This is a genomic window from Specibacter sp. NPDC078692, assembly GCF_040686835.1.
Classification (GTDB): domain Bacteria; phylum Actinomycetota; class Actinomycetes; order Actinomycetales; family Micrococcaceae; genus Specibacter.
Map to the genome: position 1 here is coordinate 205,870 of NZ_JBFBLV010000001.1, position 13,840 is coordinate 219,709.

Consider the following 13,840-nt stretch of genomic DNA (forward strand, 5'->3'; position numbering starts at 1 on the left):
GCACCCGCCATGATCAACAAAGTAGTTGCATCCCCGGCCGCCGCAATCCACGACATCCACAATGGTGCCTCGCTTGCCGTCGGCGGTTTTGGCCTGTGCGGCATCCCCGTGGCGCTCATCCAAGCACTGCACGACGCCGGAACCTCCGGTTTGGAGACCATCTCCAATAACTGCGGCGTGGACGATTGGGGACTTGGCATCTTGCTCAGCGACGGGCGTATCCGCCGCACCATCTCCTCCTATGTGGGGGAGAACAAGGAATTCGCCCGCCAATTCCTCGCCGGCGAGCTCGAGGTGGAACTGACCCCGCAGGGAACCCTTGCGGAGAAGTTGCGGGCCGGTGGTGCCGGCATCCCCGCCTTCTACACGGCCGCCGGTGTGGGCACCCAGGTGTCCGAGGGTGGCCTGCCGCGCAAGTACGACGGCGCCGGCGGGGTTGCGATTGCCTCGCCACCCAAGGAGGTGCGCACCTTTGGGACGGACGAGTTTGTGCTGGAGGAATCGCTCACCCCGGACTTTGCGCTGGTGCACGCGTGGAAGGGTGACCGTCACGGGAACCTGGTCTTCCACGCAACGGCCATGAACTTCAACCCGCTGTGCGCCATGGCCGGGAAGATCACCATTGCCGAGGTGGAGGAGCTGGTGGAGCCGGGGGAGTTGGATCCCGAACACATCCACGTTCCCGGCATTTTTGTCCAGCGCGTGGTCCACGTACCCGCCGGTTCGCCCGGTAGCGAGAAGCGCATTGAAAAGCGCACCGTGACGGAACCGGCGTCGAACGTCTCAACAACCGCACAGGGAGCGTAACCGTGGCACTGACACGCAATGAACTGGCCGCTCGGGTGGCGCAGGAGCTACACAACGGGCAGTACGTGAATTTAGGGATTGGCATGCCCACGCTGATCCCCAACTACATTCCTGCCGGGGTGGAGGTGGTGCTGCATTCCGAGAATGGGATTTTGGGGACGGGACCCTACCCGGCCGAGTCCGACGTCGACCCTGATCTGATCAATGCCGGCAAGGAAACCGTCACCGTGAACAAGGGTGCCGCGTTCTTTGATTCGGCGCTGTCCTTTGGCATGGTGCGCGGCGGCCACGTGGATGTCGCCGTGTTGGGCGCCATGCAGGTTGCCGCCAACGGGGACCTGGCCAACTGGATGATCCCGGGAAAGATGGTCAAGGGTATGGGTGGTGCCATGGACCTGGTGTTCGGTGCCAAGAAGCTCATTGTCATGATGGAACACACCGATAGGGACGGCTTTCCCAAGATCGTCTCCGAGTGCACCTTGCCGCTGACAGGTAGGAAGTGTGTGGATTTGATCGTCACCGACCTAGCCGTCATTGAGGTGACAGCCGATGGTCTGGTTTTGAAGGAGCTGGCTCCGGATGTCACAGTGGAGCAGATTGTGGCTGCCACGGGAGCCCCGTTGAACTTGGAGATGCATGATGTGGACAACGTATGAGTGAGGGACACGCCGCTTACCCGAAGGACCCAGCGGTTCACGCTGCCCCGGTGGCTGGGCCTGTCGAGACCCAGCCCCCCGCCAACCCCAAAGTGGTGCTGCAGCGAGGACTGTACTTCGAGGAGTTGCAGCTTGGTACGGTGTATCAGCACCGGCCCGGGCGCACCATGACGGAGGCAGATAACGTGCAGTTCACCACCATGACCATGAACACCCAGGCTTTGCACCTGGATGCCGCCTGGAGTGCCGAGCAGCCTTTCGGCCAAAGGCTCATGAACTCCATGTTTACGCTGTCCACCATGGTGGGCCAGTCCGTGGCCCAGCTGACGCAGGGCACCATCGTGGCCCAGCTGGGCATGACCGATATTTCCTTCCCGCACCCGCTGTTTCATGGCGACACCTTGTACACCGAGACTGTGGTGGTGGAAAAGCGGCTTTCGGCATCCCGGCCAGGACAGGGGATTGTGGTGATGGAACATATCGGGCGGAACCAGTCCGGCGTCGTGGTTGGAAAAGCCAGCAGGAGCGCACTCTTTTGGCTGTTGCCCACCGAGCAGGACTAGGCTGCCTGCCCGCACCACCCCGATGGGCCGGCACCAGGCTGCCTGCCCGCACCACCCGATTCCATCAAATTTTAGGAGCACACGATTTCTGAGAGCCAGCACTTCACCATGGGCCCCGCCTTGCTGTTCGCCCCTGCGGACCGGCCGGAGCGGTTTGCCAAAGCGGCCGACCGCGCCGATGCCGTGATCATCGACCTCGAGGATGCGGTGGCCCCGGAGGCCAAGGCGCAGGCGAGGGAGCACATGGTTGCCAGCGGGCTGGATCCGGCAACCACCATGGTGCGCATCAACGCCCTGGACACCCCGGACGCCGCCTTGGACCTCGCCGCGTTGGAGCTAAGCCCGTTCCGGACCATCATGGTGGCGAAGGCCGCCGATCCCGACGCCGTCGCGGCGCTCGCGGACTTCACGGTGGTGGCGCTGTGCGAAAGCGCGGCCGGCATCCTTGCGGCGCCCGCCTTGGCGCAGCTGCCGAACGTTGTGGCCCTGATGTGGGGTGCAGAGGACCTGGTGGCCTCCTTGGGTGGAACCTCGAGCCGCTTCACTTCCGGGCCGCGCACCGGAGCCTACCGGGCAGTCGCCATGCAGGCGCGCTCGCAGCTGCTGCTGGCGGCCGGGGCTGCCGGGAAGGTTGCGATTGACTCCATCTATGCCGACTTTGCCGACCTCGACGGGCTGGCCGAGGAATCCGAGGACGCGGTGGCCAGCGGCTTTGGCGCGAAGGCGTGCATCCACCCGTCGCAGGTTGCCGTGGTCAGGGACGCGTACCGGCCCTCCGATGCTGCGGTTGCCGCAGCCCGGGAGTTGTTGGCGGCCGCGGACGCAGCGGGCACGGGTGTGTTTGCGTTCGAGGGCCAGATGGTGGACGGTCCAATCCTCCTCCACGCACGGCAAACTTTAAGCCGCGCCGGACTGTAGTTCCAACGCTCCCAACTATTGCCCTACAGACGCTAGCGCAGGCAATGGTCACTTTTTCCTCATCGCTAGCGCAGCAGCTGCGAGAGCGTCGGTGAAAAACCAGCCATTGCTGCGATAGCGATGGGAAGGTGGGGCGGTGATTAGACTGCAGCCAAAGCGCCGTCGCGGACGGTCTTCATGGCGTGGGTCCAGGAGATGAGCTGATCGAACATGGGCTCGACCGAAGCGGCCTGCTGCTCGGTGGGCTTGAAGACGGAGAAGTTCTCGAAGTCGGTGAAGAGGGAGAACATGCCGGTCTTCTGCACGTGAGCAACCTGCAGCTCGGAGAGGATGCCGCGCAGGTGCTCCATGGCGCGGACGCCGTATGCGGAGCCGTAGCCGACCATGCCGGCAGCCTTGTTGGCGAACTCTGCGTTCAGGTAGGAGATGGCGTTCGCCAGGGCAGGCTGTACCGAGTGGTTGTACTCGCCAGTGATGAAGATGTAGCCGTCGAACTCGTTCATCTTTGCAGCCCAGACCATGGTGTGTTCGTTCTGGTAGTTCTGGTAGGCGGCCGGGTAAGCCTCATCCAGAATCGGCAGGTTGAAGTCGGCAATGTCAACGAGTTCGTACTCGGCGTCTCCGCGGAGCTTAGCCTGAGCCAGAACCCACTGCGCAACACCGGAGTTGTTGCGGCCCGGGCGGGTTGAACCTGTGACGATGGCGATCTTGGTCATGTGAGATGCTCCTTGTGAGGTGGAGACCCGCACCCATAAGTGGGTGACGTGTCAACTAAAACTTGATGTTTCAATTATTGCGCGAGAAGATTGATGTGTCAACTAACTTTTCAGTGAATGTGAGCAACGCCGTGACCGAGCCCCGTTGGCTTAGCGCCGAGGAGCAAATCACCTGGTTGGAGCTGCGTGAATTCAACTCCGGCTTGCCGCGCGCAACCGACAGGCAGCTGCATCAAGAAGCCGGGATGTCAGGCGGCGAGTATGCCGTGCTGGCTGCAGTCTCCGAGGCTCCTGCCGGCGGCGTCCGCTCGGGCGACCTCGCCAGGATTCTCGGGTGGGAAAAATCCCGCGTTTCCCACCTGCTACGCCGCATGGAAGCCAAAGAACTGCTGGAGCGGTGTGCTGTCAGCGCTGACGGACGCGGGCAGGAGATCACGCTGACACCCCAAGGTTGGGACGTTGTCAGGACCGCGGCGCCAGGCCATGTCACCATGGTGCGCGAAATAGTTTTTGACCCCCTCACAGCCGACGAGCAGCTGCAATTACGCAACTCCCTGCGCAAAATCCGCGACGCAGCCATCGAACGCGGCCTCTGGTAGGCCGCGACTAGCTAGGAAACCGGGGCTTGCGAAGCGATCGGCGACCACCAAAGCCCGCATCACGGCGCAAGTGCGGAATACTGGCAGGTATGCAACATCGCAAAGTGATCATCCTCGGCTCAACTGGTTCCATCGGCACGCAGGCGATTGACGTCGTCGACCGTGCCAAACTCCCCGACGGCGCCCCGCGCTTCAGTGTTACGGCCATCAGTGCCGGCGGCGGAAATCTGCAATTGCTGGCCCAGCAGGCCGTGCACCTGCGGGTTTTGGCCGTAGGAACTGCAGCGGACGACGCCGGGACCTTGCGTTCTCTGATTGAGGCAGCTGCCGCCGCCGCTGGCTTGGGTGACTTCACCCCTGAGATCTTCACCGGCCCGGATGCCTCAACCGTTATCGCGGCCTGGGGTGCGGGCTCAGGCGACGGGGCCGACGTCGTGCTTAATGGCATCACCGGATCCATTGGCCTAGCACCAACCCTCGCCGCGCTGGCTACGCCCGCCATTTTGGCGCTGGCCAACAAGGAATCGCTCATTGTGGGTGGTGCGTTGGTCAAGGACGCAGCATCGCCCGGGCAGCTGGTGCCCGTTGATTCGGAGCATTCCGCACTGGCTCAGGCGCTGCGTTCCGGGAGTGCCGGCGAGGTGGACAAGCTCATCGTGACGGCGTCGGGTGGACCGTTCCGTGGCCGCAGCCGGGAAGAGCTCGCCGATGTGACGCCGGCGCAGGCACTCAAGCACCCCACCTGGGACATGGGCATGATGGTCACCACCAACTCGGCAACGCTGGTCAACAAGGGCCTTGAAATTATCGAAGCCCACCTGCTCTTCGATGTTCCGTTGGATCGGATCGAGGCCGTGGTGCATCCCCAATCTGTGGTCCATTCCATGGTGCAGTTCACCGATGGTTCCACCATTGCGCAGGCCTCGCCGCCGGACATGCGCCTCCCCATTGCTTTGGGTATGGGCTGGCCGGATCGGGTTCCCGGCGCCTCTGCTCCGTGTGACTGGAGCAAAGCGGCAATGTGGACTTTTGAGCCACTGGATAACGTGGCGTTTCCCGCCGTCGAACTTGCCAAGGAGGCGGCCCGGCGGGGGAGCACCTGCCCTGCTGTGTACAACGCAGCCAATGAGGAGGCGGTCCATGCCTTCCATGCGGGGCGGATAGGCTTCTTGGACATTGTGGATACTATTGCGCAAGTTCTCAGTGAACACACACCCAGTTCGCAGCTGACGCTCCATACTGTGTTGGAAGCTGAAGTGTGGGCACGTGAACGAGCCAACGAGCTGCTGGCCACTAAGGGCTAAGACACTTATTTGGCCAAGAAATCTTGAACGCAGGAAGTAAATTGTGACTGTATTGCTTTTCATCGGCGGAGTGCTTTTTGTAGCCGTCGGCATTGCCCTTTCCATCGCGCTGCACGAGGTGGGGCACTTGTTGCCTGCCAAGCTGTTCAAGGTCCGGGTCACTCGGTACATGATCGGCTTTGGGCCAACCATCTGGTCGCGGAAAAAGGGCGAAACCGAGTACGGTGTCAAAGCAATTCCGGCTGGTGGCTATGTGGCCATGGTGGGCATGTACCCACCGAATCCTACCGACGGCAGTGTCCGGCCCTCCAGTACAGGCATGTTCCAGACCCTGGCCACCGAGGCGCGCAGCGCAGCCCATGAAGAAGTGGGGCCGGAGGATGCCAATCGGGTCTTCTACAAGCTTCCCGTGTGGAAAAAGATCATCATCATGCTCGGCGGACCGTTCATGAACTTGCTCATCGGCGTGGTGCTCATGGGTATCTTGCTGATGGGCTTCGGCATGGCCCAGCCGACCACAACCGTCTCGTCGGTCAACGCCTGCCAGGTGGCCTACGGCGAACCCGTGCCCGAAGATTTGACTAACTGCACCAAGACTCCGGCCGCTGCCGCCGGTCTGTTGCCAGGGGATGTCATCACCTCCTTCGACGGCAAAGCGATCACCGATTGGAATTCCTTCACAGAACAAGTAAGGGCTTCGGCAGGCAAAGCGGTGCCGCTGGTGTACGAACGCGCTGGCGAATCCGTTGCCACCACCATCACCCCCGTTTTGACCGCCCGTCCCGTCATAGGCTCCAACGGTCAGGCAGAAGTGGACGCATCGGGAACCGCGGTCACCGTACAGGTTGGCTTCCTCGGCGTTGGGCCGGCCTCAGCCATGGTGCGGCAACCGGCGTCGAGCGTTCTTCCTACGGTGGGGGAGAATATTGTCCAGATTGGCGGGGTTGTCTTCCAGCTGCCGCAGAAGTTGGTGGGCGTGGCTCAGGCGGCGTTCAGTGCAGAACCGCGTGACCCCAATGGGCCCATCTCGGTGGTGGGCGTGGGTCGTGTGGCTGGCGAGGTCGCAGCCATGGAGCAGATTCCTTTGAGTTCGCGTGTCGCCACACTGATCAGCCTGATGGCCGGAGTTAACTTGGCGCTGTTCGTCTTCAACTTGATCCCGCTGTTGCCGCTCGACGGCGGACACGTCCTCGGCGCTCTCTACGAAGGTGTTCGGCGTTCTATTGCCAAGGTGTTCAAACGCAAGGATCCCGGACCGTTCGACATCGCCAAGATGCTGCCCGTAACCTACGTGGCTGCCGTGGTGCTGATCGCGATGGGTGCGCTATTGATCTACGCCGACATCGTGAAGCCGGTCAACCTGTTCGGCTAGGCACCTTCTCCGAATAGGAGTGGACGGGGGTGTGGGCGCAGCTTGGTTCCGAACCGAACCGAACTGACCGCCGGCCACAAAGCATCTTAAAATGGTTGATATATACGAAACAAACAATTATGGTTTAGTCATGTTTGTTTTGACCATTGACCAGCGTGGCAGCCGCACGCACGGCGACAGGGTTCCGAAGCTGTTGAGTCTACTTTCTGATTTAGACTCAGCGCTGGAATTTGAGCGTTCCGTGGGCGATGAAATTCAAGGTGTACTCACTGATCCTGAGGTGGTTGTCGAAACCGTTGCGCGGGTGCTCCGCAATCAGGACTGGTACATCGGCATTGGGATTGCTGCTGTTGATCTGCCGCTGCCGGAAAACTCCCGAGAAGCCTCGGGTGATGCTTTCATTGCGGCGCGGGAGGCGGTTGAATCCGCCAAGAAGACGGGGGGACGGGTGCCGCTGTGCGTGCGAACTCCAGTTCCGGCAGCAGCGCAATGGGCTGCCGCGGCGGAAGGAGTCCTCGTTCTCCTTGGAGATGTGGTTCGCAAACGCTCAGATGCCGAGTGGCGGGTCCTTGATGCACTGGATGCCGCACCTGGGTTAGCTCAAAAGGAAATCGCGCAGGGGCTCGAGATCAGTCCCCAGGCTGTCAGTAAAGCAATATACCGCTCGGGCCGACAGGAAGAGCTGGCCGGGCGGCGTGCCGCGGCACTGCTTCTCAGGGAGGCTCAACGGGCCATCAATGTCAGTGGCAGCGGCTAGATTTTAGGTAGGGCAATGTTAACGGGCGTCGCCGACGGTTGCTGATGCGAAGGAGGGTGCATGGAAGCGCTGTGGATAGCTACTGCACTAGTGGTGGCTGTTATGGGTGGGTGGCCCGTGACAGCCGGCATGCTCAAACTCGCCAGGTCCAAGACCGTGCGTGCTGCGGACGCGGCAGAAGCTACGCGCGGAGAACGAACTGAGACTGACGGCCTGGCCCTAACCCGGACCGAAACCCCGGCTAGCGAGGCCATTGAGGTTGAGGTTGAGGTTGAGGCCGTTGAGGCAGAAGCGCAGCCAGCACCACCAGCACCGAAAACGGAAGTGCTCCGTGGCGGCCTGCTGATCGGCTGCCTGGAACGTGCCGCCGTGGCGGTGGCGATCCTCGCCGGACAGCCAGTAGCCATCGCCTATGTGGTGGCCATCAAGGGCTTGGGTAGATATCCGGAACTCAAGGACACTCCAGCGGCAAGTGAGCGGTTCATCATCGGCACCTTGGCCTCAATGTTGTGGGCTGCCAGTGTTGCGGTCCTCGCGAAAGCTCTCCTGTTATAGGGTGAACGCATGTCTATCTTTGCTGTCGAGTATGTTTATGGTCCTGAAGCTGAAGCAGCGCGCGTGGAGCACCGCCCCAAGCACCGCGAATGGTTGTCTGCATTGGCAGAGGCCGATGTGGTTCTCGCATCCGGCCCCTACGCCGATGGGGCAGGCGCCCTGTTGATCTTCCGTGCCGAGAGCCAAGAAGCTGTTCAGGAACTGGTCGCCCAGGATCCAATGACCCTTGGCGGCGGCGTCACCGGATTGAAGATTTCGGGCTGGAACCCGGTGATTGGCAAACTCAGCGGCTACTTGGGATAAACCTCACCGATAACCAACCCCTGCCAGTCAGTGAAAAGCAGTCATCGAGCCTACAATCGAAGGTAGATGCTGCGAGATTCCTTTAGTGACGCCACTCAACGGCGCTACTGCCGCAACATTTGATTCGTTGAACTCCTAGGAGCATATTTTGACCTCCGTCAGTCTCGGCATGCCGCCGTTGCCACCGCCCGTTCTTGCGCCCCGCCGCAAGACCCGGCAAATCAAGGTCGGCCCCGTGGGTGTCGGCTCGGATTCGCCCATCAGCGTGCAGTCCATGACCACCACCCCCACCACTGACATCAACGCGACGTTGCAGCAAATTGCTGAACTGACCGCGTCCGGCTGTGACATTGTCCGTGTGGCCTGCCCTTCACAGGATGATGCGGACGCCTTGCCCATCATTGCCCGTAAATCACAGATACCCGTGATCGCGGACATTCATTTCCAGCCCAAGTATGTCTTTGCGGCGATTGAAGCTGGTTGTGCAGCGGTTCGCGTGAACCCCGGCAACATTCGCAAATTTGATGACCAGGTCAAGGAAATCGCCCGGGCCGCCAAGGACCACGGCACCTCCATCCGCATTGGCGTCAATGCCGGTTCGTTGGAGCCGGGCATCATGAAAAAGTACGGCAAGGCCACACCCGAGGCTCTCGTTGAATCCGCCGTCTGGGAAGCCTCGCTCTTTGAAGAGCACGGCTTCCACGACTTCAAGATCTCCGTCAAACACAATGACCCCGTCATCATGGTGGCCGCCTACGAGATGCTCGCAGAACAGGGCGACTGGCCCTTGCACCTCGGCGTCACCGAGGCCGGCCCCGCTTTCCAGGGCACCATCAAGTCGGCTGTGGCCTTCGGCTCGCTGCTCGCCAAGGGCATCGGGGACACCATCCGCGTTTCTCTCTCCGCTCCGCCGGTTGAGGAGATTAAGGTGGGTAACCAGATTCTGCAGTCGCTGAATCTGCGTCCGCGCAAGCTGGAAATTGTCTCCTGCCCCTCCTGCGGCCGCGCCCAGGTTGATGTGTACAAGTTGGCTGAAGAAGTCACCGCTGGCCTGGAGGGAATGGAAGTTCCCTTGCGCGTCGCCGTCATGGGTTGCGTCGTCAATGGTCCCGGAGAAGCCCGCGAAGCTGACTTGGGTGTTGCCTCCGGAAACGGTAAGGGCCAGATCTTTGTGAAGGGACAAGTCATCAAGACTGTTCCTGAGGATCAAATTGTTGAGACACTCATTGAAGAAGCCATGAAAATTGCCGAAGAGATGGAGTCCGACGCGGATGACACGACTCTCCAGGGCGGTCCCGTGGTCAGCGTCTCCTAGGAGACTCCGCCACGACCCGGTGCGCGTCCTCGGCCACGCCGACACGGACGCGCTCCGGCGCCTGATCGCGCGCGACCGGGTTGCTAACGTGTTCGCGGACTCGCTCATCAACCAGAACAACAGTGCCGTGCCCGGTATTCAAGGGGCCGTCATGTTGGGCTTTTTTATGGACGACGGCGTGAGCTTGGCTGCCGCTTGCTGGGTAGGCTCCAATGTGGTCCCCATAGAGGCCACGGCTGAGCATGCTCAAGCCTTTGGGCGTTGGATTGTGGATCATTGGCAGCCGCATGCCTCAATCTTTGGCCCGGCAGAATCCACCTTGGGCATCATGGAGGTGCTGCAAAAAGCTGGTATTTCAGCCCAAGAGATCAGGGCAAACCAGCCCTTGTTGAGTATTGCAGGCCCACCTCTCGTTGAACCCAATCCGGCTTTGATGGCCAGCCAAAGCGGACAGTTCAACGAAGTCCTCGTCGCGGCCGCGGCGATGTTTGAAGAAGAGGTTGGATACTCGCCGTTCCTAGGCGGCGAGGCCAACTATCGCCGGCGGGTTGCCTGGCTGATCAGCAGCGGATTCTCCTTTAGCGACGTCGAGCCTGAGGGAGAGGTCGTCTTTAAAGCCGATCTTGGCGCCGTGACACAACACGCCACCCAAGTCCAAGGCGTCTGGATGAATCCGCGCTACCGGGGTCGTGGCTTGAGCGCCGGATATATGGCCGCTGTGGTGGTCTTGGCACAAAAGTATGCACCGGTAACAAGCCTCTATGTCAACGACTACAACACTCCGGCCAGGGCGTTGTACGAACGTGTGGGCTTTGAACAGGTCGGCACCTTCGCCACAGTCCTGTTCTAGGCACTACGCCCTCCCCGACCTCACCGCCAAACCCGTCGAGTGTTCACTTGAGGTACTTTTTGCGCCCAAAAATGCCCGTAACCGTGCATTAGCTGCTCACTATCTGCGTACTCGGCAGGTCCTTAGATGTGATGCTGCTCCCATTGGGGCAATCGGTGCGATACGATTATGCAACTTGTTGCGCAAAGGAGTGCATTGATGAACGCTGGCCAGTACCCCCACCTCTTTACCCCTCTTGAATTGGGCTTCACCACCCTGCCCAACCGGGTGCTGATGGGTTCCATGCACGTCGGGCTGGAAGAGCTGCCCGGCGGTTTTGACCGCATGGCGGCGTTCTATGCCGAACGTGCCCGCGGGGGAGTGGCCTTGATGGTCACCGGTGGCATCTCACCCAATGAGGCTGGCCGGCCCATGAAGGGTGGAGCCAAAATTTCCACGCAGGAAGAAGCAGAACAACACAAAGTTGTCACCGCAGCTGTGCACGCCGAGGGTGGAAAAATTGCCCTGCAATTGCTCCATTTTGGCCGCTATGCATCGCACCGTGGCTTGGTCGCGCCCAGTGCGGTGCAGGCACCCATCAGTCCGCTGACCCCACACCCGCTCACGGGCGAGGAAGTGGAGACGACCATTGCGGACTTCGTGAATGCGGCGGCTCTGGCGCAATCGGCCGGGTACGACGGCGTAGAAATCATGGGATCAGAGGGTTACCTGATCAATGAATTCATTGCCAAGCGAACCAATCATCGCAGTGACGAATGGGGCGGGTCCTACGAAAACCGCATCCGCTTCGCCGTGGAGATTGTCCGCCGCGTCCGCGAACGTGTCGGGGAAAACTTCATCATCATCTACCGGCTCTCCATGCTGGATCTCGTTGAAGACGGCTCCACCTTGCCAGAAGTCATCACACTGGCCCAGGCCGTGGAAAAGGCTGGCGCCACTATCATCAACACGGGCATCGGGTGGCATGAAGCCCGCATCCCCACCATCGCCACCTCGGTGCCACGTGCCGGCTACGCGTGGGTGACCAAAAAGGTCATGGGTTCGGTCAAGATTCCCCTCATCACCACCAACCGCATCAACACCCCCGACGTTGCCGAGCAGCTCCTCGCCGACGGCACCGCCGACATGGTCTCCATGGCCCGACCATTCCTCGCCGATGCCTTCTTCATGCGCAAGGCCCGCGATGGTCGCAGCGATGAGATCAACAGCTGCATCGCCTGCAATCAGGCCTGCTTGGACCACACTTTCGTGGGCAAAACATCCTCTTGTTTGGTCAACCCGCGGGCCTGCCATGAAACAGAAATCATCATTGAAGCAACTCCAGCAACCAAGAAGTTCGCCGTAGTCGGTGCCGGTCCGGCCGGTTTGGCCTTCGCCGCAACCGCGGCCCAGCGTGGGCATGAGGTCACGATCATTGAGGGGTCCGGGGAGATTGGTGGACAGTTCAATATTGCCAAGCAGATCCCGGGCAAAGAAGAGTTTCACGAAACCATCCGGTACTTCAACCGTCAGCTTCAGCTGCTGGGCGTGGACGTCGCGCTGAACACGCAAGCCACGGTGGAGCAGCTTCTCAGTGGCGGCTTTGACGAGATCGTGCTGGCCACTGGTGTCACCCCCCGGGTTCCGGAGATCGCCGGGGTGGATCATCCCAGCGTGCTCACGTACCTCGACGTGCTCCGCGACAAGGCCGAGGTGGGCGCCAACGTTGCCATCCTCGGCGCCGGTGGCATCGGCTTCGATGTGGCCGAGTACATCACCGCGGGCGCTCCCAGTGCCACCCTCGTCCCCGAGAAGTTCTACCGGGAGTGGGGTATTGACACCGACTACGCCAACGCCGGCGGCATCACCGACCCCGACCCGGAGAAGCCACTGCGCCGCGTTGGCCTGTTCCAGCGCAAGGAGACCAAGGTTGGGGCGGGGCTGGGCAAGACCACCGGCTGGATCCACCGCACCGCCCTGAAGTACAAGGGTGTGCAGATGGTTCCCGGCGTGGAATACCAAAAGATAGACGACGCCGGACTCCACGTTCGCGTCAACGGCACCGACACGGTCCTCCCCGTAGATACTGTCATTTTGTGCACCGGTCAGGATCCCCGGCGGGAGCTGCAGGAGGGGCTGGAAGCCGCGGGCGCCGTCGTGCATCTTATTGGTGGGGCTGATGTGGCGGCCGAGTTGGACGCCAAGCGGGCCATCGATCAGGGGACGCGTTTGGCTGCGCGGCTCTAGTGTCGCTGACTCACGCAATCCTGACGTCGCTCTTGGAAAAGCCGTGCACGGGGGCCGAATTGGCGCGCCGCTTTGATAAGTCTCTGGGTTACTTTTGGCAGGCCACGCATCAGCAGATTTACCGGGAGCTGGGAAAGATGGAGCGTGATGGCTTGATCAAGGCTCACGGCTTGCCTACTACCCGAGGACAGCAACGCCACTTCGAGGTGCTGACCGGGGGGCGTGATGAGCTGGCCAGCTGGTGTGTGCAAGAGGGGGAGATGCGCCCCATCCGGGATTCCTTGTTGGTGCGGATGAGGGCGGCAGCCGTCCTAGGAACGGTGCAGGAATCCGTGGATGTCACGGATGAAATGCGGCGGCATCTGGGGCTTCATGAGCAGGTGTTGGAACGGTATGAGGCCATTGAGCAGCAGGATTTCCCCGCCGCTCAATCCGGTCAGGCACGGTCCACGGCGGAAGAATTGCAGCTGGCTGTTGTGCGAGCGGGCATCGCATATGAGAAGTCGTGGTTGGCATGGTGCCGGCACTCGCTGGCGGATCTCGGCCAAGAAGCTTAGGGGTTGACGGGCAGCCGGCGGGTGGGGATTATGCGCTGGCAGATTCTTGCTCAGCAGCCTGTGCCTTGATCAGCGCCGCGGTTTCTTCGAGCATAGTGGCCGTCTGGCTGATGACCGGTGAGTAGGAGGAACGCCAGGCGTGTTTGAAAACAAAGGCGTCCGGCCCTTCCCAGCGGAGGCTGCCGCTGATGCGTCGGCTTAGCTCGGAATTGACGCTTACCAGCACCGACCGGACATGTTCGAGTTCCCGGGCAAAATCCCGCAACTCCTCCGGGTCCCCGCCCTGCAGGTTGTTGCTCATTGACTCTCCTGCATTTGATGGTTCGCAAAGTGTATGGACCA

At 61.1% G+C, this 13,840-nt stretch carries 16 protein-coding genes; 14 read left to right on the forward strand and 2 right to left on the reverse strand.

From position 1 onward, the window contains the following. The first annotated feature begins 9 nt into the window (after positions 1–9). The 4 genes from AB0O97_RS00985 to AB0O97_RS01000 all read left to right on the forward strand — a co-directional run bounded on the left by AB0O97_RS00985 (position 10) and on the right by AB0O97_RS01000 (position 2,944). Positions 10–807: a CoA transferase subunit A gene (locus AB0O97_RS00985; RefSeq protein WP_363836544.1), complete on the forward strand. Its 798-nt coding sequence runs from the start codon at positions 10–12 to the stop codon at positions 805–807. Between the two features lie 2 nt (positions 808–809). Beyond that, positions 810–1,463 carry a CoA transferase subunit B gene (locus AB0O97_RS00990; RefSeq protein ID WP_363836542.1) on the forward strand — a complete coding sequence of 218 codons (654 nt, stop codon included), beginning with the start codon at positions 810–812 and terminating at the stop codon, positions 1,461–1,463. Continuing rightward, positions 1,460–2,026 (forward strand): MaoC family dehydratase, encoded by a 567-nt coding sequence (locus tag AB0O97_RS00995; RefSeq protein WP_363878972.1) that lies wholly within the window; start codon positions 1,460–1,462, stop codon positions 2,024–2,026. Before AB0O97_RS00990 ends, AB0O97_RS00995 begins: the two co-directional genes overlap by 4 nt. Positions 2,027–2,134: 108 nt before the next feature. Beyond that, a complete protein-coding gene (locus AB0O97_RS01000) occupies positions 2,135–2,944 on the forward strand; it encodes a CoA ester lyase (protein WP_363878975.1) in 810 nt (269 codons plus the stop codon). 140 nt (positions 2,945–3,084) lie between these two features. Here AB0O97_RS01000 and AB0O97_RS01005 read toward each other — a convergent pair whose 3' ends face one another. Next, complete coding sequence (locus AB0O97_RS01005; RefSeq protein ID WP_363836537.1) at positions 3,085–3,660, reverse strand: NAD(P)H-dependent oxidoreductase; 576 nt, start codon at positions 3,658–3,660, stop codon at positions 3,085–3,087. 95 nt (positions 3,661–3,755) lie between these two features. Here AB0O97_RS01005 and AB0O97_RS01010 point away from each other — a divergent pair, with 95 nt between their 5' ends. The 10 genes from AB0O97_RS01010 to AB0O97_RS01055 all read left to right on the forward strand — a co-directional run bounded on the left by AB0O97_RS01010 (position 3,756) and on the right by AB0O97_RS01055 (position 13,498). Next, positions 3,756–4,259: a MarR family winged helix-turn-helix transcriptional regulator gene (locus AB0O97_RS01010; RefSeq protein ID WP_363878978.1), complete on the forward strand. Its 504-nt coding sequence runs from the start codon at positions 3,756–3,758 to the stop codon at positions 4,257–4,259. Between the two features lie 89 nt (positions 4,260–4,348). Continuing rightward, complete coding sequence (gene dxr / locus AB0O97_RS01015) at positions 4,349–5,563, forward strand: 1-deoxy-D-xylulose-5-phosphate reductoisomerase (RefSeq protein ID WP_363878981.1); 1,215 nt, start codon at positions 4,349–4,351, stop codon at positions 5,561–5,563. A 40-nt stretch (positions 5,564–5,603) separates the two neighbouring features. After that, positions 5,604–6,935, forward strand: coding sequence for a site-2 protease family protein (locus AB0O97_RS01020; RefSeq protein WP_363879101.1), 1,332 nt, complete (start codon positions 5,604–5,606; stop codon positions 6,933–6,935). Between the two features lie 130 nt (positions 6,936–7,065). Continuing rightward, positions 7,066–7,692: a helix-turn-helix domain-containing protein gene (locus tag AB0O97_RS01025; RefSeq protein WP_363836531.1), complete on the forward strand. Its 627-nt coding sequence runs from the start codon at positions 7,066–7,068 to the stop codon at positions 7,690–7,692. A gap of 60 nt (positions 7,693–7,752) precedes the next feature. After that, positions 7,753–8,247 (forward strand): hypothetical protein, encoded by a 495-nt coding sequence (locus tag AB0O97_RS01030; RefSeq protein WP_363878984.1) that lies wholly within the window; start codon positions 7,753–7,755, stop codon positions 8,245–8,247. A gap of 9 nt (positions 8,248–8,256) precedes the next feature. After that, complete coding sequence (locus AB0O97_RS01035; protein ID WP_363836528.1) at positions 8,257–8,550, forward strand: YciI family protein; 294 nt, start codon at positions 8,257–8,259, stop codon at positions 8,548–8,550. Positions 8,551–8,698: 148 nt separating this feature from the next. Further along, positions 8,699–9,865, forward strand: a complete 1,167-nt coding sequence (ispG, locus tag AB0O97_RS01040; protein WP_363836526.1) for a flavodoxin-dependent (E)-4-hydroxy-3-methylbut-2-enyl-diphosphate synthase — start codon at positions 8,699–8,701, stop codon at positions 9,863–9,865. Next, a complete protein-coding gene (locus AB0O97_RS01045; protein WP_363836524.1) occupies positions 9,822–10,715 on the forward strand; it encodes a GNAT family N-acetyltransferase in 894 nt (297 codons plus the stop codon). Before ispG ends, AB0O97_RS01045 begins: the two co-directional genes overlap by 44 nt. A 198-nt stretch (positions 10,716–10,913) precedes the next feature. Further along, the gene (locus tag AB0O97_RS01050; RefSeq protein ID WP_363836523.1) at positions 10,914–12,941 is read left to right on the forward strand and encodes an NADPH-dependent 2,4-dienoyl-CoA reductase; all 2,028 of its coding nucleotides are present in this window, start codon (positions 10,914–10,916) and stop codon (positions 12,939–12,941) included. Further along, the gene (locus AB0O97_RS01055; RefSeq protein WP_363836521.1) at positions 12,941–13,498 is read left to right on the forward strand and encodes a PadR family transcriptional regulator; all 558 of its coding nucleotides are present in this window, start codon (positions 12,941–12,943) and stop codon (positions 13,496–13,498) included. Before AB0O97_RS01050 ends, AB0O97_RS01055 begins: the two co-directional genes overlap by 1 nt. 28 nt (positions 13,499–13,526) lie before the next feature. Here the strand turns inward: AB0O97_RS01055 and AB0O97_RS01060 are convergent, their stop codons facing one another. Beyond that, positions 13,527–13,799 carry a hypothetical protein gene (locus AB0O97_RS01060; RefSeq protein WP_363836519.1) on the reverse strand — a complete coding sequence of 91 codons (273 nt, stop codon included), beginning with the start codon at positions 13,797–13,799 and terminating at the stop codon, positions 13,527–13,529. Positions 13,800–13,840 lie beyond the last annotated feature (41 nt).

Coding starts and splice junctions, on each gene's coding strand:
- AB0O97_RS00995 (WP_363878972.1), top strand. CDS start 1,460: ATGAGTGAGGGACACGCCGCTTACCCGAAGGACCCAGCGGTTCACGCT.
- AB0O97_RS01005 (WP_363836537.1), bottom strand. CDS start 3,660: ATGACCAAGATCGCCATCGTCACAGGTTCAACCCGCCCGGGCCGCAAC.
- AB0O97_RS01000 (WP_363878975.1), top strand. CDS start 2,135: ATGGGCCCCGCCTTGCTGTTCGCCCCTGCGGACCGGCCGGAGCGGTTT.
- AB0O97_RS01050 (WP_363836523.1), top strand. CDS start 10,914: ATGAACGCTGGCCAGTACCCCCACCTCTTTACCCCTCTTGAATTGGGC.
- AB0O97_RS01035 (WP_363836528.1), top strand. CDS start 8,257: ATGTCTATCTTTGCTGTCGAGTATGTTTATGGTCCTGAAGCTGAAGCA.
- AB0O97_RS01025 (WP_363836531.1), top strand. CDS start 7,066: ATGTTTGTTTTGACCATTGACCAGCGTGGCAGCCGCACGCACGGCGAC.
- AB0O97_RS01030 (WP_363878984.1), top strand. CDS start 7,753: ATGGAAGCGCTGTGGATAGCTACTGCACTAGTGGTGGCTGTTATGGGT.
- AB0O97_RS01060 (WP_363836519.1), bottom strand. CDS start 13,799: ATGAGCAACAACCTGCAGGGCGGGGACCCGGAGGAGTTGCGGGATTTT.
- AB0O97_RS00985 (WP_363836544.1), top strand. CDS start 10: ATGATCAACAAAGTAGTTGCATCCCCGGCCGCCGCAATCCACGACATC.
- dxr (WP_363878981.1), top strand. CDS start 4,349: ATGCAACATCGCAAAGTGATCATCCTCGGCTCAACTGGTTCCATCGGC.
- AB0O97_RS01045 (WP_363836524.1), top strand. CDS start 9,822: ATGACACGACTCTCCAGGGCGGTCCCGTGGTCAGCGTCTCCTAGGAGA.